This is a genomic window from Spiroplasma sp. NBRC 100390 (genome assembly GCF_001886495.1).
Lineage (GTDB): Bacteria > Bacillota_I > Bacilli_A > Mycoplasmatales > Mycoplasmataceae > Spiroplasma.
On record NZ_CP018022.1, the window covers coordinates 478,047 to 502,746 of the forward strand.

The window sequence follows — 24,700 nt, forward strand, 5'->3', positions numbered from 1 at the left end:
TTTATAGTAATTTAATTAGTTTTAATGACCGTTATGTTTAGTTTTCAGAGGTTAGTTTCTCTGACAATAACAAGAAAAATGTTATTGAAATTGTTCTTTGAAAACTGGATAATAGACATCTAGTTATTTTAATCATATGATTAAAATAACAATAATTCAAAATTTCTGTTATTTTTAAAAAAATAACTAAAATTTCACAGTTATATTTGTAAATGATTCTCAAAACTGATTTAAAATCAGGTCAAATAATTAAATTAATAAAACTTTGAAGTTACAAAGGGCGTATGGTGAATGCCTTGGGAATAGGAGACGATGAAGGACGTGACTACCTGCGATAAGGTTCGGGGAGCTGGAAGTAAGCTTTGATCCGGACATGTCCGAATGGGGAAACCCGGTGAGATTAATCTCTCATCATCCTATAATGAATAAATAGTTATAGTGAAGGTATACCTAGGGAATTGAAACATCTCAGTACCTAGAGGAAAAGAAAGCGAATGCGATTCTCTTAGTAGCGGCGAGCGAACGGGGAACAGCCCAAACCAGATTTATCTGGGGTTGTAGGACCATATGAGTAGAGTTACAAAACTTGTTTATAGTAGAAATGGTTGGGAAACCATGCCACAGAGGGTGATAGCCCCGTATACGAAATGAACAAGACTCGAAATGGAATCCTGAGTACGGCGAGACACGTGAAATCTTGTCGGAATCAACGCGGACCACCGCGTAAGGCTAAATACTACCTATTCACCGATAGTGAACCAGTACCGTGAGGGAAAGGTGAAAAGCACCCCGGGAGGGGAGTGAAATAGTACCTGAAACCATATGCCTACAAGAAGTCGGAGCCCGTTAATGGGTGACGGCGTGCCTTTTGTAGAATGAGCCGGCGAGTTATGATAGCATGCAAGGTTAAGTAGAAGATACGGAGCCGTAGTGAAAGCGAGCCTTAATAGGGCGTTTAGTATGTTGTCATAGACCCGAAACCAGGTGATCTAGCCATGAGCAGGTTGAAGTTGAGGTAAAACTTAATGGAGGACCGAACCGACGTTCGTTGAAAAGACCGCGGATGACTTGTGGCTAGGGGTGAAATTCCAATCGAACCTGGAGATAGCTGGTTCTCCCCGATATAGCTTTAGGGCTAGCGTCGAGGTTAGCAAGTTGGAGGTAGAGCACTAAATGTATGATGGCCCCACCTAGGGGTACTGAATGCAATTAAACTCCGAATGCCAATTTTGTATACTCGGCAGTCAGTACATGGGTGATAAGGTCCGTGTACGTGAGGGAAACAGCCCAGATCATCAGCTAAGGTCCCAAAATTTATGCTAAGTGTGTAAGGATGTGAAGTCGCTTAGACAGCTAGGAGGTTGGCTTAGAAGCAGCCACCCTTTAAAGAGTGCGTAACAGCTCACTAGTCGAGTAACTTTGCGCCGAAAATGTACCGGGGCTAAGCATAATACCGAAGCTATGGGTTTTGTATATTTATATACAGGGCGGTAGGGGAGCGTTCTAACAGGGATGAAGGTAGACCGTGAGGACTGCTGGACTGGTTAGAAGTGAGAATGCCGGCATGAGTAACGTTTGAGGGTGAGAATCCCTCATGCCGTTTGACCAAGGTTTCCTGGGCAAGGTTCGTCCACCCAGGGTTAGTCAGGACCTAAGGCGAGGCCGAAAGGCGTAGTCGATGGACAACAGGTTGATATTCCTGTACCACCATATAGAGCGATGGAGTGACGGAGAAGGATAGTATATCCCGGTTATTGGATTCCGGGCTAAGCACAAAGAGGGTAAGGTTGGCAAATCCGCCTTGCATAACCTTGAAGTGTGATGGGGAGCGAACGGTTCGCCTAGTAGCGAAGTATATGACTCCATGCTTCCAAGAAAAGCTTCTAGCACTATTTATATGGTGCCTGTACCTAGAACGAACACACGTGGTCAAGGAGAGAATCCTAAGGCAAGCGAGATAACTGTAGCTAAGGAACTCTGCAAAATAACCCCGTAAGTTAGCGAGAAGGGGTGCTCATAGCAATATGAGCCGCAGTGAAGAGGAAGGGGCAACTGTTTAGCAAAAACACAGCTCTCTGCAAAGTCGTAAGACGACGTATAGGGGGTGACGCCTGCCCAGTGCTGGAAGGTTAAGGGGATTAGTTAGCATTAGCGAAGCTTTGAACCGAAGCCCCAGTGAACGGCGGCCGTAACTATAACGGTCCTAAGGTAGCGAAATTCCTTGTCAGGTAAGTTCTGACCCGCACGAAAGGCGTAATGATCCCTTCGCTGTCTCGGCTGCAGACTCGGTGAAATTTTAGTACCTGTGAAGATGCAGGTTACCCGCAACTAGACGGAAAGACCCCATGGAGCTTTACTATAGCTTGATATTGGGTTTTGATATAGCATGTATAGGATAGGTGGGAGACTTTGAAGCAGCGACGCTAGTTGTTGTGGAGTCATCCTTGGAATACCACCCTTGCTATGTCGAAATCCTAACCTAGATCTGTAAGCCAGATCAGAGACAGTGTCAGGTGGGTAGTTTGACTGGGGCGGTCGCCTCCTAAAATGTAACGGAGGCGCCCAAAGGTACCCTCAGTATGGTCGGAAATCATACATAGAGCGCAAAGGTAGAAGGGTGCTTGACTGTGAGACTTACAAGTCGAACAGGAGCGAAAGCTGGGCTTAGTGATCCGGCGGTCCCGTGTGGAAGGGCCGTCGCTCAACGGATAAAAGTTACCCTGGGGATAACAGGCTGATCTCCCCCAAGAGTTCACATCGACGGGGAGGTTTGGCACCTCGATGTCGGCTCATCGCATCCTGGAGCTGAAGTTGGTTCCAAGGGTTGGGCTGTTCGCCCATTAAAGCGGTACGCGAGCTGGGTTCAGAACGTCGTGAGACAGTTTGGTCCCTATCTGTTGTGGGCGTAGGAAATTTGAAGAGATCTGTCCCTAGTACGAGAGGACCGGGATGGACACACCTCTGGTGCTCCAGTTGTCACGCCAGTGGCACAGCTGGGTAGCTATGTGTGGAAATGATAATCGCTGAAGGCATCTAAGCGAGAAGCATACTTTAAGATGAGATTTCCCATCCTTTATGGAGTAAGACCCCTTGAAGACGACAAGGTTGATAGGTTGGGTGTGTAAGCACGGTGACGTGTTCAGCTAACCAATACTAATAGGTCGAGGACTTCAAACAAGCGAGAGCTTATTTACAAATTTTAGAATGTTTATTATCTAGTTTTGAGAGGATAATTCCACTCAAGTGATCTGGTGCTTATGGCATAGTGGACACACCCGTTCCCATCCCGAACACGGAAGTTAAGCACTATCACGCCGACGATAGCCGCAAGGTGAAAATAGGGCAGTGCCAGGTTAAAAAAGGCTTATTTAAAGCCTTTTTTTATTTGATAAATTTGGCATTAAAAAATGCATTATTATTTTGAATAATGCATTGTATAAACATTAAAATATAACTTTTGAGTTTTAAAACCAAGTTTTTCATATAATGGTAGCCCATCGGGAGTGGCAACTAAACCAGCAGTTTGATAATTTGCTTGTTTTGCTTGGTTTAATAAATGAATTAACATTTCCTTTGCATAACCTTGTTTTTGATGATTACTATGGGTTGCAATATCATCAATAATTGCTAATTCCGGTTCAAAGTATAAGTTTCCGGTTGAAACTGGAATGTTATTTTTTGTTAAAATTGTTAAGTAACTAATTTTTTGTACTTGATTTAATTCTCAAATTGATTGGTATTTTGCAAGGTCAATTAGTGATAAATCAAAGGCATCATTAACAACTTTGACAACATCATGAACGGTTGTTTGTGATGTTACTTCCTGGAATTGTTCATCAGGGTTTTCACGATTAGGTGTGTTAAAAGTTGCTAAATCAATTAGCATTCCTAGTGCGGTTTCAAAGTGTTGTAAACCACTTTTTTCAAAAAATGATTTTTCAACTTGGTTATTGTCAACTGTAATCGTACATCAAGTAAAAGGGGTTTTATTAACGTGATATTGATCAATAATTTCACCTGCTTTAGCAAACTGGTCGGCAGTTGTTAAGTGAGAACTAATAACAATATTTAAATTACTTTTTGATTCACGCGAATCAATGTGATGAAAGAAATTTTTATAATCAATTTCAATAAATTGATTTCCATCATCATGTTTTGGGTCGACCATATAATGAATAAAATTTGCTACTAACTTATTTAGTTTTTCATCGTTAAAATTTAACATAATTTATCTCCTTCTTACTAAGAATAATTTTATCATTTTTTACTTAATCAAAATATTTTTTTTAAAACTTTATTTTGTTAAAATGGGTATTTTTCTTTAATTTTTGTCATTTTTTGATATAATTGGAATAGTCTATGTAAAAATATCAAGAAGTATTCTTATATAGGAACGAAACATAAAAAGATGAGGAGTTTATTTATGGCAGTAAAAAAGAAAGTTGTTATGCAAGAAGAGTTACCAGTAGTTGATTTAATAAAACAAATTCTTGAAGAGGGAAAAGATTTAACTACTAAAACTGATGAAAAAGAAGCAAAAGAAAAAATAATCCGTGAAGAATGAATCAAAAGAAATAATGAAGCATCTATTGCGGCTGCAAAGAAATGAGAAGCAAAAATTGCTTTAGCAAAGCAAAAAGAAATTAAAGCTTCGGCAAAAATAAAAGATGTTGATAAAATTGAACAAGAACGAATTCATATATTAGAACAAAAACGCAAAGAAGAAATTGTAAAAAATAATGCATTATATGAAGAACGTGCTAAAAAACAAGTACGTTTAACAAATATTGCCCGAGTTAAAAGTGCAATGCGTGATCGAAAAGTGATTTTGTCAAAAGAATCATGAGAAAAAGAGTCACAAAAATGACAAAAATTATTAGATCAAGTTTCACGTTAATTAACAACTTACACTGATATTTTATCAGTGTTTTTTTTCGAAAGTTTAACCTGGAAGTTATAATCTGTTTCATCTAAATAATTTAAAAAACTATGATTAAATAAAAATGGATATTTATTAGCAAAATAATAAATCATTTTAATAAAAGGAATTAAAGTGACAGTTGTTAAGACGGTTGATGATATTGCACAAATGGTATTATTAATTAACCAAAAAATTCAAACCCCAATTGCTTGTTTAATATCGCCTAAAATAACTCAGTTATATAAAAGAATGGAAATTAAATATTGTAAGTAAATTAAAATAAAAACTAAAATTGGATATAAAAAATAATATTTAATAAAGCACCAACGCATGAAAAAAATAATTGTAACAATTAAATTTCAAGTAAAAAAAGTAAAAAAAACAAAAATAAAACCAAAACCAGAATAGTATAAGCAAATTAGAGCAGCATAAACATTACAAATTATATAATTAAGATATCAACGGAAGTAAATTGCCCAAGTTGTTAGCATCAGATAGTCAAAGGTAATATAGTTTAATGATAGAACACTAATTAAGCGAAAAACAAAAGCTAATGTTGCTAACATCACTGTGATTGTGATGATCATAATTGTTTCAAAACCATTATTTTTTTGTTTCATCGGGTTTCCTTCCTTTTTAATAAAATTATTATGCTTAATTTTATTTTGTCAGTAATTTTCATAAATAATTGTATCTTAATTTTATTAAAATACAAATTAATTGCGGGATTTATTAAGGTTTTCAAGATAATAAAGATTTATCAAATTATTTGTTGATACTTAAAACAATATTTGAATTCAATTGGTTGATAAACAACTTTTTGCTTTAATATGCTAAATTAAAGCAAATTTTTTGCTTTAATTTGTTGAATTATTTACAAATTATTTGATAAAATGATTTTATTTTTTACTTTTCTGCTTTTTTTTTTTTTTTTTGTTAAATTATTATTATATATTTACGAAAGGAAAAAAAGAATATATATGAAGAAATTATTATCTATATTAGGTGTTTTGTCATTATCGAGTTTAGGAATAAATTCAGTTATTGCTTGTAAAGGTCCTGAATCATCAACTCGTAAACAAACTTTTGATGATGAAAACCAAATTTCTGATGATGAAACCCAAATTTCTGATGATGAAAACCAAGAACAGCCAGTAGACTTAAATGCGCCAGTAAGCGAAGCACAAGATGAAGATAAAATTAGTGATGCTGATAAAAAAGAATTAACTTTACCAAAAAGAGATTTAAGATTTGATATTTCTCAATTAAATTTTGATGGTTCCTATCCTTTTCAAAATAATGAAATTAGTAATATTTGAAATTATAAATTTGATGATGAGCTTGAAAATGAACTTAAAATAGAAATTAAGGATAAATTTTTAAGAAAATTATCAGGTAGAGCTAGTTATTTAAGGATTTCTGAATCTGATTATAAAATTGAAAAGGTTAGTCAGATTGACAGTGAATTTTCGAAAGAATTTATCTTTTCAATTAAAGCAGAATCAACATCATTGCAAATAAAAGGGCAAATTAATGAAATTAAAATTAATTTTAGGCAAAAGAGTTTTATTGATTTTATTAAATATCGATGAACTAAATGAGTTTTGCCCGTTGGAAATAATGAGCATGTTTCAGTAGATGAAGCAAGTACAATTGTTGCTGCTATGAAAGAAAAAATCGGTGTTCCTATTTTAGAGAAGGTAGGCTTTAACGAAAATCAACATTATGAAATAAAAAATCTTGATCAGATACAAGCGGGAGATTTATCAAGTGATATTATTTTAACTGTTGCTGGAAAACAAGGCAGTGTTTTAGAAAATTTACCATCAGTTGACATTGTTTTAACTATTAGTGACAAAAGAGTTAATCTTAATAGATTTGAATATCTAGATGGTGAGTTAGCATACACTGGAATCAATAATTTGCGAGCTATTAACCCAAGTAATATTACAGCTTTAGAAGCAGATTTTTTCTGTAAAGAACTTAAAAAAAGTATTCAGAATGCTATTGATAAGAGTTATCGATTAGGTGTTGATCCTGAATTTGATGTTGATTATACAATTCGTGGGCTTGAAAAAATTAAACCAGGAGCAGATTTAAGTGAAACATTTTGATTAGATGTTGTTGTTAAACCAGAATCAAAACTATTATATGGAATGAGTGACCCTATTCGAGTACAAATTCAAAAAGAAACTAGAATCGATATTTCTGGTATTAAAGTTGGCCCATATAATTGAAGTATTTCTAGTTGAGAGAAAAATAAAATTTGAGATGAGTTATCTGGAATTGAAAATATGAAAGCAGCTATTCGTAATTCAATTTCACAGAAGATTAGTAAAATTGCCCCAGTTGTGACGACACCTGACCAAAATTATAGAGTGATTGGACTTGGTAAGCTTAGTCGGCAAGATACTAGAGGTAAAAATATAACAATAACAGTTGAAGCTCTCTCGTTAGTTTCAAAACATATCTATGGTAGTTTTAGTTTTAATGTAATTATAAAGAATTAATTTATATTACTAAAAAATGCATTTCAACAATGCATTTTTTAATTTTTATTAATAATTGAAGTAGGAAAACATCAACTAGATATTTGCAGTAATATTTTTTAACAGTTATTAAAACCACTTTTTTTTTTTTTTTTTAAGTGCTACAATCATTAGTATAGAAAAATATGATAGAAACTTTACTACCCCATAAATATATTACATAAGGAGAATTTAATAAATGAAAAAAATATTGAGTCTATTGGCAACATTAGGGATTGCTAATGTAGGTATTAGCACGATTATTGGTTGTAAATCATCAAATCCATCATCTGATGTTGAACAAGATGATTTAGAATTACAAGTATCAAAAGATATTAAAATTTTAAATGATATTTCATTACAAGTTTCACAAGGAATTCAAAAATTTTTAACTGAAAAAAATATTTTACTTTCAACAAATTATACTGGTAGTGATATTTTTAAAGAAGTCTCAAAAGATAGTCCCAATTATGATGTTATTAAGGAAGAGTATTTAAAGGACTAAAAAAATTATCAATTGAGTTACAAACGTTTATTGATAATTTAAATCGTGAAATTATTAATGATTATTCAAATTATTATATTGACAGTAAACCAATTGAGTTATCTAATAATAAAATTTTTAAATTATCATACATTGATTTAGAATCTTTAAGTGGTCTTACAGGTGAAAGTCTTACCGATATTTTGGCAGCTAGATTAATTCATAGAATTTCTTATAAAGTTCAATATAAGACATATGATGCAAGTGTAACTTTAAATTTACAATTTATATTAACAAATGATAAAGTAAAAATGGAGCGAGCATTATCAGGAATAATTTCTAAAATATCAACCGTAGTAACAAATTTTTTAATTAACAATAAATTAATTGGCATTGATAAAAACCCTGAATTTATTGAATTATTTAATAATTTTGATACTAATTATAGTCTTTATCATAAAAGATTAGATGATATATTTCAAAATATTTTAACAAAGGAATTAAAAAATAATTCCGATACTGTTCAAATTTTAGATAATCTTACATATGTGAATGATCAAACAATTGTTAATTTAATAACCGGGAGTGCATCAAATGTAAGGGACATAAATGCACAAACTGTTGGAACAATGGGGGCATGAAATCACACAACCTGATCATCATGAACTGGTGGCGAAGGTCATATTAGTGCTCTTAACCCTGAAGATTTTATTAAAATGTTTCGTAAAAATGTTAAAATGTTTGATGGAGTTAAAGAATCTGATAATTTATATTTAGGAAATTTTAATTTTAATTTATCAGCAATATTAATTGCTGGTGTTCCATTATCAGGATTAGTTGCGTCATCTAATGACATTCCAGTTCAAGTTACTTTATATGTAAGTGCTGATGGTTTACATCAAAAACTTTTAAATTATGCCAATATTATAATAGCTTTTTATAAATATTTTGAAATTGAATCAGCGGGTTATTATAAATTTAATACAATAAAAATTTCCCAAGATGTATATAACAAAATCGTTAATGATGGTAAATTATTATGAGACAATGCAATAAAATATTTAAGAGATGATTTTAAAGTATCTAATTTTGCTAAAGATTTAGATGATATTAATTTATTTACATTAGGTAATCGTGATAAGGTCCTTGGTACTGCTTATTTAACTGTAGCAAATTCAACTACTTTGCAAAATAAAACATTAAAAGAAGGTGGCCCGCGTTGAAGAATGGACTTTTTATTTGGTGATTTAACTTTTAATAATTCAATTTTTTATACACCATGGACAGCAACTTATTTTAAACTTTCATTTCAAATTAAATAAGAAATGAACATTATTATTGATAATAGTTACTTTAATATTTAATAATGAAATAACAAAAGTTGTTTATAATTAGATTTTATTAAACTAAAAATCTAAATTATTAAAAATAATTGTGACATAATTAAGGATAACAATAAAGCGTTTAAAACACTAATAACGCTTTATTTTTTAGTGGTTTTAGGATATAATTATTATATAGATTTTGGGGTTAATTAAAGTGGGTGCCAAATAATGAAGAGCAATGACATTAAAATTTTAAAAATTAAACCAATTAAGCAAGGCCTTCTTAATAATCAGTATCCTGATTATCAAGAGCCTTCTTTAATTACTAAGTCGCATTTTTTTGGTGGTGAAAATAGCCATTTTTTTAATAATGGTTTTTTTGCAACAAAACCATCTCTTCAAAAGCAAATGCTTGAACAAAATTATTCTTCTTCATTAACCCGATGTCGAGAATTAAATTTAAATCTTGATAACCCCGATGCATTAAGAGTGTTACATAATCAAGCAAAGATGTTGGAACAAGAAAAAACAAATTTTCATCAGCGGTTAGATAAAATTAAAGCAACATTTGATGAAAAAGCACCTTTTCATTATGACAGTTATTTGCAAGAACCACCAGTAATAACCAAAAAGGTTGATTTAAATCATTTTAATGATAATCCAGACCATCGCCCTCTTAAAGATGATCGGATTAATGTTGATCGTACATTGTTAAAAGCACAAGCACGTGCTATTGCACAAAAAATTGTACAAAAAACTGAGCAGGAATCACCTGATAAAACGACTGAAATAGTTGTTAAAAATGAAACTGTTTCAAAACCAAAATCAATTTTAGCAGCGCATTTTCCTAAGGTTACAACTATAAACCCAGCACCGAAAAAAGATGTCATTGTAACACAAAGCTATAATAATAAAACGCAAAAGCAACAAAATTCTTCTTGAGGAAAATCACAACCCTTTTTTGCTAATACAATAAATTTAGGTAAACAAGAACCAAAATTTGAGCAGACAAATACCTCTGAACAATCAACAGCTAAGCCAGAAGATAAGGGCATTAATTTAAAAGTTTCACTTGATCGTGCTTCACAGGTTTATGATGAGACTGATGTTATGGAATGAGATATTACAAAACGTCCAAATTTAGGTCTTGATCACACTACTAATAAATATTATCATCAAGAGGAAACTCCTAAAAAGGAAGAAGATAAGGTAACTGATTTGTTGTTAGAGCAAAAAGATGATTCTGAAACATCACGAGCAATTGAAATTGATGAACCAGTAGGAAGTTATCGAATAAATAATTTTTATACTAGTTTATTTGATACTCCGTTGCCTGCTGCTAAATCAGTAAAACGAGCTGCAAATGTTAAAATTAAACGAATCCGCGGAAAGAAGCGAGACAAGCATGTTAATTCTAATGATGAAGAACTAACGCAAGAAAATAAAAAAAATACTGTTCAAGCAACAACATTTTTTAGTAATAGTTATAAAATTCAACAACTCCCAAACGGACGGCAAAGAATTAGCAAAATTAGAAAAAACAATATTATTACTTGACGAAATCCAGTTATTTTAACGGCACGGATTATCGCTATTGTTGGTCTAATTCTTTTATGTAGTACTTTTTTAATATTTAATAATTGAATTAATAATTCATCATTGGATTTATATAATTTTATTACAACAACTTTTGGCAAATTTGATTTTATTCAAACTAACGAAGATTATCTTTTGAGTAACCGGTTGTTTATGATTATATTACTTAGTGTTTATGCTATTGTGATTATTTTACCATTTAGTGTTATTCCTAACTTTAAAATCCAATTGTATCTTTTTTTACCGCTTGGTTTATTATTTTTAGGAGCAATAATGGGAATCGCCTTGTATGGTTATTTTTATAAGAATAATAATTTTGTTTTAACAAGTAGTATTATGCAAATTGTTAGTTATAGTTTTTTAATATTAGCAAATATCCTGATGCTAATAGGAATTTTATACTTAAAACGTCAAAAAAGATAATACTAAGTTTTTTAAACTTAGTGTTTTAATGTTAAAATAATATTGCTAATTATATTATTAATAAGGGAAGTGAATATAAATGCAAAAAGTTGTTGTTGGCTTGTCGGGAGGCGTTGACTCTTCTGTCAGCCTATATTTGTTACAACAAGCAGGCTATCAAGTTGAGGGTCTGTTTATGCGAAATTGGGATAGTCAATTAAATAATGATATCTTAGGGAATAAAGCAATTAATAATCCGATTTGTCCACAAGAAGTTGATTATAATGATGCTGCAAAAGTTAGCGATGCTTTGAAAGTTCCATTGCATCGTGTTGATTTTATTAAAGAGTATTGAGAATATGTCTTTAAATATTTTATTAGTGAATATCAAAAGGGGCGTACTCCAAATCCAGATATTTTATGTAATAAATATATTAAATTTGATTATTTTTTAAAATATGCGATTAATAATTATCAAGCTGATTTTATTGCAATGGGACATTATGCACGAGTGCAATTTAATGAAACCATAAATGAATATCAATTATTACGGGGAGTTGATGCTGATAAAGATCAGACTTATTTTTTAAGTCAATTAAATCAACAACAATTAGCAAAAACAATTTTTCCGTTAGGAAATTTAACAAAAAAAGAAGTTCGAGCAATTGCTAATAGTCAAAATTTAATAACAGCAAATAAAAAAGATTCAACAGGAATTTGTTTTATTGGTGAACGTGATTTTAAAAGCTTTTTACAAAATTATATTCCAAATCAAAATGGTGAAATTGTTGATATTGAAACAAAAGAAGTTGTTGGAACCCATAATGGTATTATGTATTATACAATTGGTCAACGACGAGGACTAAATTTAGGTGGCATGACAGAACCATATTTTGTTGCTGGGAAAAATGTTGAGAAAAATATTTTATATGTTGCAAAAAGTAGTGAAGAAAAATGATTATATTCAACTAGTTGTCTTGTAACAGATGTTAATTGAATTAACACTCTTAAAACTAATGAATTTAATTGTACGGCGAAATTTCGTTATCGTCAAAAAGATATTCCAGTGAAAGTAACAATTTTAAGTGATGATAAATGTCTTGTTCATTTTGATAGTAAAGTTAAAGCAATAACTCCTGGACAAGCGGCTGTTTTTTATAATGGTGATGTTTGTCTTGGCGGGGGAATAATCGATGAAGTTTATTTAGATGATCAAAAACTATGTTATTTATAAGAAAGGATTATTGTGATGTCTGAAAAGTTACGTGGTTATTTAAAATTAATTGTTTTTGAATCAAAGAATGGTTATCGGATTTGTAAATTTCAATTAGAAAAAGACAAAACACATTTTATTTTTATTAAAGGGTTTTTATCAGCTTTACAACCTGATCAATTATATGAATTAACTGGTGAATTTGTTTATAATAATCGTTATGGAGAAAGTTTTGAAGTTAACGAATTAAAACAAATTGCTCCTCAAAGTAATGATGAAGTTTTAAAATATTTAACAAGTAGTTTGTTTCCAACGATTGGACCAAAGACAGCACAAAGTATTATTGATTATTATGAAAACGATGTTGTTAGTAAAATTAAAGCAAATGTATTAGCGTTAAAGCAAATCCCGGGGGTTACTTCTAAGCAAGCCGATATTATAGCAAAAGCATTTCAGACAATGAGTCGGGATGATGAATTAAATCATCAGTTTAATCAAAAAGGGTTATCTTTACAAGTTTTGTCATTATTAAAGACAAAATACAATGTTGACCAAATTTATGCATTATTAACAAAGGACCCTTATTCATTGTTATTAAAAGATAATATTTCGTTTAAAACAATTGATAAAATCTACTTAGCATTTGAACAAAATCCGCTTAGTAATATTCGAATTGCTTATTATGCTTGGTATTTAGCAAAAGAATTTTGTAATAATACTGGGGATACTTATTTAACATTAGAACAATTAACAACTATTTTGCAAAAACATTTTGATAATTTAACAAAGGAATCTATTTTAACTGGATTAAAATATAGTAAAGAAATTAATTTATTAATTTTTAAAAACGATAAAATTTATGTTGCTGAAATATATCATAGTGAACTAAATATTGCCGCAATGTTAGGTGGTTTAAATTCAACGGAACAATATGATGAAGAAAAACTAGAAAAATATGTTCAGGAGTTAACAAGTAAAAAACAAATTAGTTACAATATAAATCAAACGAAGGCAATTAAAGCTGCTGTTGATTCGAATTTTTTAGTAATTATTGGTGGCCCAGGAACTGGAAAAACAACTGTCGTTGATGGAATTGTTAACATTTTAAAAAAAGTTTATCAACAATCAAAAATTGTTTTAGCAGCCCCAACTGGAAAAGCAGCAAAACGATTACGAGAGAAAACAGGGCAAAAAGCATTAACAATTCATAAGTTATTAAAATATGATGCAATTACAAATCAGTTTTTTTATAATGAAAATAATCCATTAGAAAATGACATTTTAATTTTAGATGAAGTTAGTATGGTTGATAGTTTATTATTATCTCAGATTGCTAAAGCTAGTTTAAATCTACGAAAATTAATTTTAATTGGTGATCCAAATCAGTTACCTTCTGTTGCTTGCGGTGATATTTTACGTGATATTATCCAGAGTGGTGCTTTTAATGTTATTAAGTTAGAAGAAGTTTATCGGCAAGAGGCGGGGAACGATATTCTAGAATTAAGTTATGCGATTGAACAAGATCATTTTGAATATGATTTATTAAATAAAAGAGACTTAACTTTTATTGAAGAAACTGATCCCCATTTATTATTATCAACAATTGGTGATTTATATCAAAAACTTAATGAAGAAAAAGCGGGAGATTATAATGCAATTCAAGTGATTGCTCCAATGTATAATGGTCCTGTTGGCATTAATATGTTAAACACTTATTTACAAGATAAACTAAATCGTTCTTATGGTCAAAAAGAACTTAAAATTGGTTATCGAACTTTTCGTGTTAATGATAAAGTAATGCAATTGAAAAATCGCCCCGAATTAGAAATTTATAATGGTGATGTTGGCGTTATTATTGATATTAAAAAAGATAAAAACTTTAATGATGTTTTACTAGTAAAATATGACAACATTGTTGAATATAATAAAGAAATGTACTATGATATTACTTTAGCTTATGCATGTAGTGTGCATAAATTACAAGGAAGTGAGTACGATAATATTATTTTTGTTATTACCAAAAGTTTTTGAATTATGTTAAAACGAAATCTAATATATACTGCAATTACCCGAGCAAAAACAAACTTATATTTAATTGGACAGCAAAATGCTTTTTTGTATGGAGTTAATAATTTGCCACAAAAACGACGAACAACATTACAAGAAGTTATTAAAAACTATTAAAAGATAAGTTAGTTTACTTTTTAAAATTATATTGAATTATAATAAAGGATTTAATAAATAGTATACCAATATATGCAAAAATGAAATAAATTATTTTTTTCGACCAAAACAGTTTTTTTTTTTTTTTTTGTTATAATGATGGTGCTTAAAACTAAAACTATAGCAGTTTATTTTTAAGCGGACATAGAAACATATTTTATAGTTTTCATTAGTTTATATTTAAAACGTGTAATTAAAGTTAATTTTAATTGCACGTTTTATTTTTTTATTACTTAAATGTTGGTGGTAGTTTTCAAAATTTTTCAACTTATTTTGATTATTCCATTGATTTTTTTTATTTTTTTATAATAATTAATATTAAATAAATGAAAGGAAAAAAGAATGAAAGTAATTAAGGATAAGTGGTTTTATTATCAATTATGTGTGGGGATTCTTATTATTGGTGCATTATTTTCTGTTTATTTATACCATATGATTATGCAACAATGATTACGAAATATTGATTATCCTTTTTCACCAGTTTTATTTCAAGGTCAGTTTTTTAGCTTTTTTACTTATCAAAGTAATTTTTTGTTAGGAGTTTGATTTTTATCATCAGCGGTGACATTTAATAAACCCCAATACTGATGAAAAAACCAGTATACTAGAATTGCGCTTACTTCTTACATTAGTGTGACTTGTTTAACTTTTATGGGTTTTATTTTACCAACAATGTTAATAGCCAAGACAATTAATGTTTGTGGTGTTTTAGTGGGGTTATTTTTTCACTTAATAACACCAATTCTAATGATTGTTTATTTATTTATGCATCAAGAAAAAATAACAATGACTAATCGCCAATATTTTAAGAAAGTATTTTGTCTTTATTTAATTTATCCGCTTTTATATACTGGTTATTTATCGTCTCGATTTGGAATGTATTTAAATGATCCGTTACTGAAAAATATTCCCTATGATATTATTTTTCCTTATGCGCTATTAACTCCTAAAGACTTTGACATGGGGATTGGTACGGCGCTTGAATTAATTTTTTCTTTCATTATTGTTTTCATTATTGCGTATGTTTTATTTATTTTAACTAATATAATGTATTTTTTTATTATTAAAGCAAGTAACAAAAAACAAAAGGGACTTCAATTTTAATATTTTTCTATAATTATGTGTGAATTTGTACTAAATGAAATGAGATATTTCTCGTCTTTTAGTATTATGGAATTGAACAAAATTGGGAGCAGTAATATTGTTAGCAAGATAGGGGGGCTACCTACTTGCTTTTTTTTTTTTTTTTTGTCATAATTAGAAAATATATAGCGAAAATATATAAAAAGAGGAGGCTGAAAAAATGAAAAAACTATTGGCGGTGTTGGGTATTTCTGCTTTTACTGTAACGGGGGCTAGCACAATTGTTAGTTGTCACCAAGGGAACGAATCGGATGATTCAAATACTGGAGCGGCAAAGGATGCTGAGACTTTAAATAAAATTTCGCAACGGGTTTCAAATGCCTTTTTAGAATATGCACGTACTAAAAACACAATTGATAGTAAAGATTATCAAACAACATTTGATGAGTTATATACCATGGTGAATAAGGACAGCCAAAGTAAAGACTTGGATCCAACTGATTCCAAAGTTGTTGCTGCTTTACAAATTTTAAAAACTAGTTTTATGGCAACTTTAAATAATGTAAGTCAGCAAATTATTAATGATTATTCAAATTATTATATTGATACAAAACCAATTGATTTATCGGAGGATAGTTTCAAATATAATTTGAATTTTATTGATACGGAAGAATTAGCAAAGTTATCTAATAATCCGGCTGTTAAAAATATTAAGGCAGTTCGATTAGATTTTAGTTTTAGTTTTAGGGTTAATTTTAAAAATTTATCAACAACTTCAAATTACTTTATCCAATATGTTATTACTGATGATCCAAAAACAATGGGTGATGTTTTAAACGGGGTTGTTAGTAAGATTTCAAAAGTAATTGTGAATTTTTTCAATAAACAAGGAACATTCCAAATTGATAAAACTCCAGGTTTTGAAGAAATATATAATGATTTTAATGTTAACTATACACAAGGATTTGCTGATTTAGATAATATTATTTTTAATAAATTAAAAACAGCAATTGAGCAAGATCCTGATTTAAAGGACCTTGTTGAAAGTGTTAAATATAATTCTTCAATATCTTTATTAACGTTATTAACAAGTGCTATTAACAATAGTACAAATGGGGTTGATGTTGTAACTGAAAAAACAGCATCTTATGTTTGAACTGGAATGGGCTATCAACCAGATAAAATTACGCCAGAAAATTTTGTTAAATTTTATCGTTCATTAGTTAATATTTTTAATACCGGGGGTAATAATTTGAATTTAGCGTATTTTAATATTAATTTAGCAAAAATTCAAATTGCTGGATTTCCATTATCTGGAGCTGTTATGAATGGGGGAGAAACTTTAAAAGTTCAAGTTGAAATTACAAAAGATGGTTTGGACAAAAAATTGATGGAATATGGTAAGTTAGTAACTGCTTTCTATAAACATTTCCGTCTTGAATCAAATAAAAATTCAGCAGTTTGACATCTTAGTGAGGATGCGTTTAATAAGATTTTAGCTTTACCAGAATATAAATATCAAAAAGTTTTAAAAATTTTAATTGATGATTTTAAAGCGTCTGATGATGCCAAAAATTTATCAGGATTAGATATTTTTAACACTGGTGATTGAGAAAAACGAGGACATAATGTTACCTTAAATGATGCAAAGGATACCTTTTCATTACGTCGTCGTGCAGTTTGAAATTTTGATTTAATATTTGGAACAAATAATGCTGTGTATTATACGGGTTGAACATCAACATTATTTACATTGGAATTTACTAAAAAATAAAGGTAACTTAAAATAACAAGAAGTTTCTTGTTTTTTTATTTGTTTTAAGATGTAAGCAATAATTTTAATTCGTTATCTTAAACCTAATATGTATCAAATATAGCTTAAAATTTTACATAATTTTAAGCTAGGTTTTTTTTTTTTTTTTTCAATACAATGATGGACATGCAAATAAATTTTGTAACAGGAGGATTAAAAAATGAAAAAATTACTAGTATTTTTAGGGATTTCTGCTCTTTCAATAACTGGTGCTAGTACAATTGTTAGTTGTCATCAAAAGTGACAGCCAGATGATTTAGATGATGGCGGTCATAAGGATGCTGAGACCTTAAATAAAATTTCGCAACGGGTTTCAAATGCCTTTTTAGAATATATTCGTAATAAAAGTACAATTAATAGTAAAGATTATCAAACAAAATTTGATGAATTATATACTATAGTTGATAAATTCAATCAAACCAAATACTTGGATCGAACTGATTCCAAAGTTACTGCTGCTTTGCAAATTTTAAAAACTAGTTTTATGGCAACATTTAATAATATAAGTCAGCAAATTATTAATGATTATTCAAATTATTATATTGATACAAAACCAATTGATTTATTTGAGGATAGTTTCAAATATAATTTGAATTTTATTGATACGGAAGAATTGGCAAAAGTATCTAATAATTCAATTGTGAAAGATACTAAGGCGGCGCGCTTAGATTTTAGTTTTAGTTTTAAGGTTAATTTTAAAAATTTATCAACAACTTCAAATTACTTTATTCAATATGTTATTACTGATAATCCAAAAATAATGAAAGACGTCTTAAATGGGATTGTCCAAAAACTGTCGAAAGTAATTGTGAATTTTTTCATTAATGAAGGAACATTTCAAATTGATAAAACTGATGGTTTTAAATCAATTTATGATAATTTTAATATTAATTATACGGAATGATTTGCTGATTTAGATAGTATTATTTTTAATAAATTAAAAACAGCAATTGAAGAAAACCCTGATTTAAAGAACCTTGTTGGAAGTATTAAATATAATTCTTCAATATCATTATTAACGTTATTAACAAGTGCTATTAACAATAGCACAAATGGGGTTGATGTTGTGAATGAAAAAACAGCTTCTTATGTTTGAACTGGAATGGGCTATCAACCAGATAAAATTACGCCAGAAAATTTTGTTAAATTTTATCGTTCATTAGTTAATATTTTTAATACCGGGGGTAATAATTTGAATTTAGCATATTTTAATGTTAATTTAGCAAAAATCCAAGTTGCTGGATTCCCATTATCTGGTGCCGTTATGAATAATGGTGAAGCTTTAAAAGTTCAAGTTGAAATTACAAAAGATGGTTTGGATAAAAAATTAATGGAATATGGTAAGTTAGTAACTGCTTTCTATAAACATTTCCGTCTTGAATCAAATAAAAATTCAGGGGTTTGGCATCTTAGTGAGGATGCATTTAATAAGATCTTAGCTTTACCAAAATATGATTATCGAAAAGTCTTAAAAATTTTAATTGATGATTTTAAAGCGTCTGATGCTGCCAAAAATTTATCAGGATTAAATATTTTTACAACGGGTAATTGAGCAAAAAAACAGTATAATCTTACTTTAAATGATGCCAAAGATACTTTTTCATTGCGTCGTCGTGCTGATTGAAATTTTGATTTAATATTTGGAACAAATAATGCTGTGTATTATACGGGTTGAACATCAACATTATTTACATTGCAATTTACTAAAAAATAAGGATAACCTAAAAAAGCAAGAATTTTCTTGCTTTTTTATTTATTTAAAATAAAATTAGTTGTTTCGTATGAATATTTGATAAGTAATAAATAATTTTAAAATAAGTTTTTTGTTTTAGGAAAAAGTTTAATTTTAACTTGCATTTTAAAATTAAACTTTATATTATTACTTTAACAACTTTAAAAAGCAATTTTGGATGTTACGGGAATTAGGTGCAAGTCCTAGGCTGTCCCAGCAACTGTAAAGTGGATGAAAGCTAACATATGCCATTGAGAAGATACTTCTTGAGAAGGAATAGCGAGTAAAGTGAAACTGAGCCAGTAGACCGATCTAAAAAACATTGATATTTATCAGTGCTGCCTTTATAGTTATTATCCCTGGGGTTGGATAATTAATTATTTATTAGTGGAAAACTATTAAATAATAATTTGAAAGACGTCAAAAAGCGTTTTTTAGTTGTTAATTTAAAGCGATAATCCTATTAGGGCATTATTTGAAATAATAATAATTAAAAAATTTTTAAGTTAATAAAACTAATTTTAAAATATTTTATAATTTTAATTTTTTGTTAACTTAATTTATTAAATAAAATTCTTAATTAAACATTTCTTATATGAATATATTAAAATATTCCTTTTCGTTTTGTTTAAATTTATTTTTAATAAAAAACATTTTAAATAATAACCTAATTAATAGGAACGTAAATCCAATAAAGGTACGAATAAAGGAAGGAAATAAAAAAATGACACCACATATTAATGCAAAACAAACTGATATTGCAAAGGTTGTTTTAATGCCTGGTGACCCGCTACGAGCAAAAGCAATTGCTGAAAAATATTTAACAGATTATAAGTTAGTTAATGAGGTTCGGAATATGTTTATGTATACGGGGAAATATCAGAACATTGAAATTACAATTGCTGGAAGTGGGATGGGTTGTCCAAGTATTGGAATTTATTCATATGAATTATTTAAATTTTATGATGTTGACTATATTATTCGCATTGGCTCAGCAGGTAGTTATAAGTCAGAACTTAAACTATATGATATTTTTAATGTTCGCGCAGCGTTTGGGGAAAGTAATTATGCAAAGATTGCCGCAAATATTGATGATAATCTGATTTCAGCAAGTGAAAACTTATTTAATACCATTGAAGAAGTGGCGTTAAAGCAAGGAATTGAGACACATACTGGTATTGCCCATGCTGCTGATGTTTTTTATCGTTATGATGATTCATTATCATTTACCGAAAAACATAATTTAGATGTTGTTGAAATGGAATCATATGCCTTGTTTGCTAATGCAATTGTTACTAAAAAACAAGCAGCAACATTGCTAACTATTTCTGACAATCTTGTTACAAAACAAGCAGCTTCAGCAATGGAACGTCAAAATAATTTTATGGCAATGGTGCAATTAGCATTAGCAACGGCAGTGCAATTAATTAAATAGCCTAATGGAGGAGAAAAGATGAAAATCGCTGTTTTTGGTACTGTTGGTGCTGGTAAAACAAAAGTTAGTGAAGCATTATGTCAACAGTTAAACTATAATTTATTTAAAGAACCCTTAGAAGAAAACCCATATTTTAATGATTTTTATCAGGATATGAAGGGATTTGCGTTTAAGATGCAAATTTATATGTTAACAACCAGAATTGAACAATTTTTTGAAATTGATAATTTAGCAGATACTGTTTTTGACCGCACAATTTTAGAAGATCCTGTTTTTGTTCGGGTTTCACATTTGCTAGAAATTATGAATGATGTTGATTTTAAAGTTTACAATCGTTTTTTTCAAAATGTTATTACGCCAATTTTAAAACAAAAATTAGGCTTTGATGTCATTATTTATTTAAAAGTCTCAACAGCAAAAGCAGTTGAACGGATTAATAAGCGTGGCCGGATATTAGAATTAGAAACACCATACCATTATTGGGAAAAATTAAATGAACAATATGAGGTCTTATATGATGAACTAAAGGATGATTATCATTTCATTGTTGTTGATGCTGATAACGATAATTTTGCGGAAAAGATGACCTTTATTATGCAGAAATTATTAATGATAGATAATAAAGTTCCTTGTTTAATTTAAAAATAATTATCGTTGATATTTTAAATTTATTAGGAGGAAAATTAAATGAAAGATACAAATAATAATATTGAAACAAAAAGCCTAAGTAATTTACGAATTTTAGGCTTAGATCCAATCATTTATAATAAAACTGGCCACCCGGGAATTGTTTTAAGTGCGGCCCCAATGATACAAGCAATTTACTTAAACAATTTAATTGCTAATCCAGCTGTCCCTGATTGAATTAACCGTGATCGTTTTGTTTTATCACCAGGGCATGCTTCAACGCTTCAATATGCCATTTTACACTTTGCTGGTTATGATTTATCAATTGATGACTTAAAAAATTATCGTCATATTAATTCAAAAACACCAGCTCATCCCGAATATGGAATAACACCAGGAGTTGATAACTCATCGGGACCATTAGGACAAGGTGTTGGTTATGGTGTTGGGATGGCGTTAGCAGAACAACATTTAGCAGCAAAATTTAATAAACCAGGATATGACATTATTGATCACTATACTTATGTTTTGTGTAGCGATGGTGACTTACAAGAGGGGGGAGCGCTTGAGGCAATCCAACTAGCTGGGGTATGAAAGTTAAATAAGTTAATTATGCTGTATGATTCAAACGATTGTCAACTAGATACAAAGTGTGATGAAGTTTTAAAAGTAAACTATCAACAGTTTTTTGAAGCACAAAATTGAAATTATATTCGAGTGGATAATGCTGATGAAAATTTGACAGCAATTAAAAAAGCAATTGCAACAGCACAAAAGAGTGATAAACCAACTTTAATTGAGTGTAAAACAATTATTGGTTATGGTCATCCAAAACAAGGTTCACCAATGCATTCGTCACCATTTACTCCCGAGGAAATGCAACAAGTTCAAACTTTCTATGATTTTGAACATCCCCAATTTTATGTTGACCCGGATGTGAAAACTTATTGAAAAGATACTTTTATTAAACGTGGTCAAGAAGTATATCAAACATGATCAACAAAATTAGAATCTTATCAAACTGCTTTTCCAAAAGAATACGAACAACTATTTGCTATTCCCGTTGTTGAATTAGATGCTTTTCAGTCTTTGTTAACAACTGATAAAAATAAAAAAGCAGGAACAAGAATTATTATGGGTGATGTTTTTAAATATTATCAACAAAAATGTCATAATAATATGTTTGGTGGTAGTGCTGATTTGGGGACAGCGACAAAAATTATTGGTTATAATGGGTCATGAACAATTAATAGTCCCCAAAATAATAACATTCATTTTGGTGTTCGAGAATTTGCGGCTGGAACAATTAGCATTGGGATTGAATTACATCAAGGTTTAAAAAGTTTTAATTCAACGTTTCTAATTTTTTCTGATTATATGAAACCATGTATTAGAATGGCGTGTATTCAAAACTTACCCGTTATTTTTGCTTTTTCACATGACTCAATTGGGGTTGGTTTTGATGGGAAGTCACACCAACCAGTTGAACAATTAGCAATGTTACGAAATTGCCCAAATTTAAATGTTTTACGACCAGCCGATATTAATGAAGCAATTGGTTGTTTAAAACTTGTTGTGGAAACAAAAACAACACCTTCAGCATTAATTTTATCGCGACAAGATACCCCATATCAATTAGCTGAAACTTGTTATAAACAAACCTTACAAGGAGGATATATTGTTGTTGAAGAAGATAAGACAAAACCATTAGCGGCAATTATTATTGCAACGGGGACAGAAGTACCGATTGCTATTACTGCTGCTAAAACAATGAAAGCGAATATTCGTGTTGTTTCAATGCCTTGTGTTGAATTATTTGAACAACAGCCACCAGCTTATCAAGAAAAAGTAATTCCAAAAAACTTTTCAAAAGTTATTGCCATTGAGTTTTCTAATGATTATGTTTGATATAAATTTGTTGGTAAAACTGGTTTAGTGATTGGTGTTAATGATTATGGTTTATCAGGTAGTGCTGATGCTGTTATTAAATACAAGGGTTTAGATCAAGACGCCATTATTCAAAGAATTGAAAAATATTTAGGTTAGACCATGAATAATTTACCCAAAGTTTTAGAACAGAAAGTTTTTTATGTTATTCGTAATCAAGATTATAATGTTGCTCAACAAATTTGTGAAATGCTAATAAATTTGCAAGTAACATGTTTAGAATTAACTTTTACAATTCCAAAGGTTGAATTATTAATTAAAGCATTACGTAAAAAATACCCAACAATTTTAATTGGGGCTGGGACTGTTTTAACATTAGCAGAAGCAATATTAGCGGCAGAAGCAGGAGCACACTTTTTAGTCGGGCCCGTTTTTAATCGTGCGGTTAGTGATTTTTGTCATCAAAAAGGATTATTATATATTCCTGGAGCAATGACGTTACAAGAAGTCACAAATATTGTTAATGCCAACTGAGAAATTATTAAAATTTTTCCAGCAAATGCTTTTAAATTAAATTTTATTCAAACGTTAAAAACCTTTTTTCCAACAAAAATATATATGGCTTCTGGTGGGATTAATTTAACAAATTTAAAAGAAGCAAAAGATTTGGGGTATGACTTAGTAGCGGTTGGTGCTTTTGTAACGGGTGATATTAATACCAAAATTCTTGAACAAGAAAAAATACAAACAATGATTAGCACAATTAGCCAAGAAGGAGGATAATAATGCAAGATAATAAAAAAGTAATTTATAATGCTGGGAGTATGTTCACTGAAGCACAATGAAATACACGAAAAACAGAAGGAGAACGGTTACGAGCAATGTTTCCAGATTTTATTATTGGAAATCCAGTTGATTTTGAAACAAATCAAACAGTTCGTCCAACTAATAAAGCAATTTTTGAATTAGATTATGCTGGTTTGACCGCCGCTGATTATGTTATTTTTGAATTAGATGGCTGAGATTCTGGAACGCATATGGAATTTGGACTAATGGTAGAACAAGCAATCCATAATAAGAAAAAATATCTATTTCCAATTATTTCTGATTTTCGATTACAACAGGGGATTTTAAGAGGAGAATGCCCTGGTTTTGGTTTAAATGAAATGCTAACTGGAGCATTATATTATGAACAGTTAAATAGTGGCAATGTTCCACAAATTACTTTATGTAGTTCACATGCAATGGCATGTGCGGCAATTAAAGCAATTGAAACAGGAGATATAACAAATTATCGCCAGAAATATGATATAAAAGAAATCTTTAAAGAAGATAAATTGTATCATGGCTTTGATTGTCATATTTAACTTAGTTGTTGTAAAGTAAAATTATTTAAATAAAAAGCAATATTTTAGAATTAAAAAAATAAAA

17 protein-coding genes, 2 rRNA genes and 1 riboswitch are annotated in these 24,700 nt (G+C 30.0%); of the genes, 17 read left to right on the forward strand and 2 right to left on the reverse strand.

Annotated features, from left to right (window positions below):
* Nucleotides 1–264: 264 nt before the first annotated feature.
* Both S100390_RS02195 and rrf read left to right on the forward strand, forming a co-directional pair.
* Nucleotides 265–3,177 (forward strand): 23S ribosomal RNA (locus tag S100390_RS02195).
* Nucleotides 3,178–3,247: 70 nt separating this feature from the next.
* Nucleotides 3,248–3,354: ribosomal RNA gene (gene rrf, locus S100390_RS02200) — 5S ribosomal RNA — on the forward strand.
* A 61-nt stretch (nt 3,355–3,415) separates the two neighbouring features.
* On the opposite strand, the gene S100390_RS02205 is transcribed toward rrf, so the two are convergent.
* Nucleotides 3,416–4,225: a GNAT family N-acetyltransferase gene (locus S100390_RS02205; protein WP_070406658.1), complete on the reverse strand. Its 810-nt coding sequence runs from the start codon at nt 4,223–4,225 to the stop codon at nt 3,416–3,418.
* Between the two features lie 198 nt (nt 4,226–4,423).
* Here S100390_RS02205 and S100390_RS02210 point away from each other — a divergent pair, with 198 nt between their 5' ends.
* Nucleotides 4,424–4,897 carry a hypothetical protein gene (locus S100390_RS02210; protein ID WP_070406659.1) on the forward strand — a complete coding sequence of 158 codons (474 nt, stop codon included), beginning with the start codon at nt 4,424–4,426 and terminating at the stop codon, nt 4,895–4,897.
* Nucleotides 4,898–4,905: 8 nt separating this feature from the next.
* On the opposite strand, the gene S100390_RS02215 is transcribed toward S100390_RS02210, so the two are convergent.
* The gene (locus S100390_RS02215) at nt 4,906–5,541 is read right to left on the reverse strand and encodes a hypothetical protein (RefSeq protein ID WP_070406660.1); all 636 of its coding nucleotides are present in this window, start codon (nt 5,539–5,541) and stop codon (nt 4,906–4,908) included.
* A gap of 360 nt (nt 5,542–5,901) precedes the next feature.
* On the opposite strand from S100390_RS02215, the gene S100390_RS02220 reads away from it, so the two are divergent.
* The 14 genes from S100390_RS02220 (at nt 5,902) to S100390_RS02285 (ending at nt 24,636) form a co-directional block, all read left to right on the forward strand.
* Nucleotides 5,902–7,431: a hypothetical protein gene (locus S100390_RS02220; protein WP_070406661.1), complete on the forward strand. Its 1,530-nt coding sequence runs from the start codon at nt 5,902–5,904 to the stop codon at nt 7,429–7,431.
* Nucleotides 7,432–7,648: 217 nt separating this feature from the next.
* On the forward strand, nt 7,649–7,954 hold the full coding sequence (locus tag S100390_RS02225; RefSeq protein ID WP_070406662.1) for a hypothetical protein: 306 nt from the start codon (nt 7,649–7,651) through the stop codon (nt 7,952–7,954).
* A gap of 182 nt (nt 7,955–8,136) precedes the next feature.
* On the forward strand, nt 8,137–9,255 hold the full coding sequence (locus tag S100390_RS02230) for a hypothetical protein (protein ID WP_070406663.1): 1,119 nt from the start codon (nt 8,137–8,139) through the stop codon (nt 9,253–9,255).
* A 231-nt stretch (nt 9,256–9,486) separates the two neighbouring features.
* Nucleotides 9,487–11,277 (forward strand): hypothetical protein, encoded by a 1,791-nt coding sequence (locus S100390_RS02235; protein ID WP_070406664.1) that lies wholly within the window; start codon nt 9,487–9,489, stop codon nt 11,275–11,277.
* Nucleotides 11,278–11,356: 79 nt separating this feature from the next.
* Nucleotides 11,357–12,490 (forward strand): tRNA 2-thiouridine(34) synthase MnmA, encoded by a 1,134-nt coding sequence (mnmA, locus tag S100390_RS02240; RefSeq protein WP_070406665.1) that lies wholly within the window; start codon nt 11,357–11,359, stop codon nt 12,488–12,490.
* Nucleotides 12,491–12,505: 15 nt separating this feature from the next.
* Complete coding sequence (recD2, locus tag S100390_RS02245) at nt 12,506–14,653, forward strand: SF1B family DNA helicase RecD2 (protein WP_070406666.1); 2,148 nt, start codon at nt 12,506–12,508, stop codon at nt 14,651–14,653.
* A gap of 381 nt (nt 14,654–15,034) precedes the next feature.
* Complete coding sequence (locus tag S100390_RS02250; protein ID WP_070406667.1) at nt 15,035–15,796, forward strand: hypothetical protein; 762 nt, start codon at nt 15,035–15,037, stop codon at nt 15,794–15,796.
* Nucleotides 15,797–15,995: 199 nt separating this feature from the next.
* On the forward strand, nt 15,996–17,549 hold the full coding sequence (locus S100390_RS02255; protein WP_070406668.1) for a hypothetical protein: 1,554 nt from the start codon (nt 15,996–15,998) through the stop codon (nt 17,547–17,549).
* Nucleotides 17,550–17,748: 199 nt separating this feature from the next.
* Nucleotides 17,749–19,302 (forward strand): hypothetical protein, encoded by a 1,554-nt coding sequence (locus tag S100390_RS02260; RefSeq protein WP_070406669.1) that lies wholly within the window; start codon nt 17,749–17,751, stop codon nt 19,300–19,302.
* A 177-nt stretch (nt 19,303–19,479) separates the two neighbouring features.
* A riboswitch (cobalamin riboswitch) is annotated at nt 19,480–19,650 on the forward strand.
* Nucleotides 19,651–20,044: 394 nt separating this feature from the next.
* A complete protein-coding gene (gene deoD, locus S100390_RS02265) occupies nt 20,045–20,755 on the forward strand; it encodes a purine-nucleoside phosphorylase (protein ID WP_070406670.1) in 711 nt (236 codons plus the stop codon).
* An 18-nt stretch (nt 20,756–20,773) separates the two neighbouring features.
* On the forward strand, nt 20,774–21,397 hold the full coding sequence (locus S100390_RS02270) for a deoxynucleoside kinase (protein WP_070406671.1): 624 nt from the start codon (nt 20,774–20,776) through the stop codon (nt 21,395–21,397).
* Between the two features lie 45 nt (nt 21,398–21,442).
* The gene (gene tkt, locus S100390_RS02275) at nt 21,443–23,428 is read left to right on the forward strand and encodes a transketolase (RefSeq protein ID WP_070406672.1); all 1,986 of its coding nucleotides are present in this window, start codon (nt 21,443–21,445) and stop codon (nt 23,426–23,428) included.
* 3 nt (nt 23,429–23,431) lie between these two features.
* Nucleotides 23,432–24,052 carry a bifunctional 4-hydroxy-2-oxoglutarate aldolase/2-dehydro-3-deoxy-phosphogluconate aldolase gene (locus tag S100390_RS02280; protein WP_070406673.1) on the forward strand — a complete coding sequence of 207 codons (621 nt, stop codon included), beginning with the start codon at nt 23,432–23,434 and terminating at the stop codon, nt 24,050–24,052.
* 2 nt (nt 24,053–24,054) lie between these two features.
* The gene (locus S100390_RS02285; protein WP_070406674.1) at nt 24,055–24,636 is read left to right on the forward strand and encodes a nucleoside 2-deoxyribosyltransferase; all 582 of its coding nucleotides are present in this window, start codon (nt 24,055–24,057) and stop codon (nt 24,634–24,636) included.
* Nucleotides 24,637–24,700: the final 64 nt, after the last annotated feature.